At 35.4% G+C, this 2,256-nt stretch carries 3 protein-coding genes; 2 read left to right on the top strand and 1 reads right to left on the bottom strand.

Annotation, left to right across the window (positions count from 1 at the left end; translation table 11 throughout):
• Positions 1 to 399 precede the first annotated feature (399 nt).
• Both Q0791_RS24710 and Q0791_RS24705 read left to right on the top strand, forming a co-directional pair.
• Positions 400 to 966 carry an S-ribosylhomocysteine lyase gene (locus tag Q0791_RS24710; RefSeq protein ID WP_299011923.1) on the top strand — a complete coding sequence of 189 codons (567 nt, stop codon included), beginning with the start codon at positions 400 to 402 and terminating at the stop codon, positions 964 to 966.
• Between the two features lie 208 nt (positions 967 to 1,174).
• The gene (locus tag Q0791_RS24705; RefSeq protein ID WP_299011922.1) at positions 1,175 to 1,651 is read left to right on the top strand and encodes an S-ribosylhomocysteine lyase; all 477 of its coding nucleotides are present in this window, start codon (positions 1,175 to 1,177) and stop codon (positions 1,649 to 1,651) included.
• A 78-nt stretch (positions 1,652 to 1,729) separates the two neighbouring features.
• On the opposite strand, the gene Q0791_RS24700 is transcribed toward Q0791_RS24705, so the two are convergent.
• The gene (locus Q0791_RS24700) at positions 1,730 to 2,182 is read right to left on the bottom strand and encodes a GNAT family N-acetyltransferase (RefSeq protein WP_366942503.1); all 453 of its coding nucleotides are present in this window, start codon (positions 2,180 to 2,182) and stop codon (positions 1,730 to 1,732) included.
• Positions 2,183 to 2,256: the final 74 nt, after the last annotated feature.

Below are 2,256 nucleotides of genomic sequence, written 5' to 3'. Positions count from 1 at the left end.
GGATTATTTGGGCCCAGCATACCAAAATGTGACATCTCTAAATTGGGAAAATGTGACATTACTATATTGAATCTACAAAGAGCCAAAGTCGCGTGAGACACAATCTCTATTATGGTAAATAGCGGTGGAAATGGGAAAATTAAGCATGAAAGAATATTGATTTTTATTTAATGCTTCATTCAGGCTCAATTCAATAAAGAGGAGTATAATTGCATCTCTTGTGAGCGAATTAATTTCATAACATGATAGTTAAATAAGTGAAGTGATAGTAATATTGGTTATTATTAATTTAAACTTTATTTAAAAATGGGTAGCTTAGCCACTTTGAATTCAACACGTTACCATTACTATGGTAACCTCGCAGCAAGCAAACGCAAACCTTCTATTTAGGGAATTCAATTGGAGTTACATACTCCTTATCAAGACCCAATAATGTATGTGTATTTCCATACTAATGTAGAGGAAAATATTATGGCCTTGCTCGATAACATAAAAATCAGTAATAACACTCTGGAACCCCCTAATGTGCGTATCGAAGCATCCTTATGTACCCCTAATGGTGATCCTATTATTATTTTTGGCCTGCGATTTCATGTTATTAATAAAGGCATTTTGAGTGAACAAGGCATACATACATTAGAAAGTTTCCTCGTAAAAATATTGCGTAAATATATAGATGATAAGAAAACTAAAATTATTATCCTATCTCAAATGGGTAATAGAGTCGGTTTTTTTCTTAGCGTTAGCGGTCAGCCCTCAATAGGACATGTTGCTTATTCTTGGTTAGCAGCATTAAAAGATATAATGGAATTAAGCAAAGACACCGAAATCCCCATACTAAATGAACACCTAGGTGAACCCAAAGAGCTACATTCTATATCTGAAGCACAAGAAATAGCCTATCAAATCATTCAAAAGGGTATAATTATTACAAATAGTAAAAATAAACTTACTTTATCTCAATAACACAGCCTATTTGTATGTAATCTCACTTACAAGCGGGCAGGAGGTAAAATACACCTTTGTTTACGAGGCCTAATCCTACCAGTGATAAAGCTCGTTATCACTGGTACTTTTATGCCATTAATCATCGCCTTATCAAATAGCACTTACAATTTGACGAAATTTAACTTAACTTGCATACTCGTTATCAAAGTATAATGAAGAGAACAAAATGCCATTACTCGATAATGTAAAAGTGCATCATACCAATAAAGAACCCCCAAATGTACGCATTGAACAGGTTTTAGATACGCCAAAAGGTGATATTATCACTGTGTATAGCCTTCGATTTTATGTGATCAATAAAGGCATTTTGAGTGAGCAAGGCTTACATACATTAGAAAGTTTACTGGTAAGATTAATGCGTAACTACATAGATAGTAAAAACATTAAAATTATCACCCTCTCGCAGATGGGTAATCGAATTGGTTTTTTTCTTAATGTGATCGGTCAGCCTTCAATAGAGCATGTTGCTGATTCTTGGTTAGCAGCATTAAAAGACATAGTCAACTTAGCAAAAGAAACTAAAATTCCCATACTTGATGAGCACTTAGGTGAACCCAAAGAGCTGCACTCTCTTCCAGAGGCACAAGAAATCGCCTATCAAATCATTAAAGATGGCATTAATATTACTGATAAACGTAAATAAATGGACTTTCTCTGTATAACCAAAAGCTGAATAGACTGCTTTCACTGTCAGATAGCATGGCTTTGTTAAGCAAGATTGTTAGGCAAGATGAGTACACAATTTCAATCTCATTGGCTGAACAGACAATACTGAATCCTCTCGAAGACTTTTTAATGCGCCATAAGGTTCAAACCCAGTAGTTTGATATAACTTAACCGCAGCCATATTGATAGTTGTGACGGCTAAAGAAACATAATCCACATCAAATTCTTTTGCCCATGTGATGATTTTTTGAAGTAATAAACGGCCAACACCTTGACCGCGAACACTAGGAGCAATCCACATTTGATATATATGAGCCGTTTTGTCACTCGAACTGTGTAGCCCCCCCCAGGCCAGACCCATCGCCATACCATTTAATTCTGCAATCAGTGGCAATGCATATTTCGATTGATTATCTAATCCAAGACGAGAAAGCCACTCTTCTTTAGAGAACTTAATCTCATGTTCATAAGTACTACCAAAGGAATCCGGTGAGTCTTGTAGAGATATGACGTGGTTTAATTGATACGACTAACCCAGTTAAGACATAATTGATTTAACTGGAGATTGAAATGAAAACACGT

Source organism: uncultured Shewanella sp. (assembly GCF_947495455.1).
Classification (GTDB): domain Bacteria; phylum Pseudomonadota; class Gammaproteobacteria; order Enterobacterales; family Shewanellaceae; genus Shewanella.
The sequence above is the reverse complement of the archived record's forward strand: the minus strand, read 5'-3'. Positions and strand labels throughout refer to the sequence as shown.

Bases quoted from the DNA above. Each gene is read 5' to 3' on its own strand.
- Q0791_RS24705 (WP_299011922.1), top strand. From the start codon at position 1,175: ATGCCATTACTCGATAATGTAAAAGTGCATCATACCAATAAAGAACCC.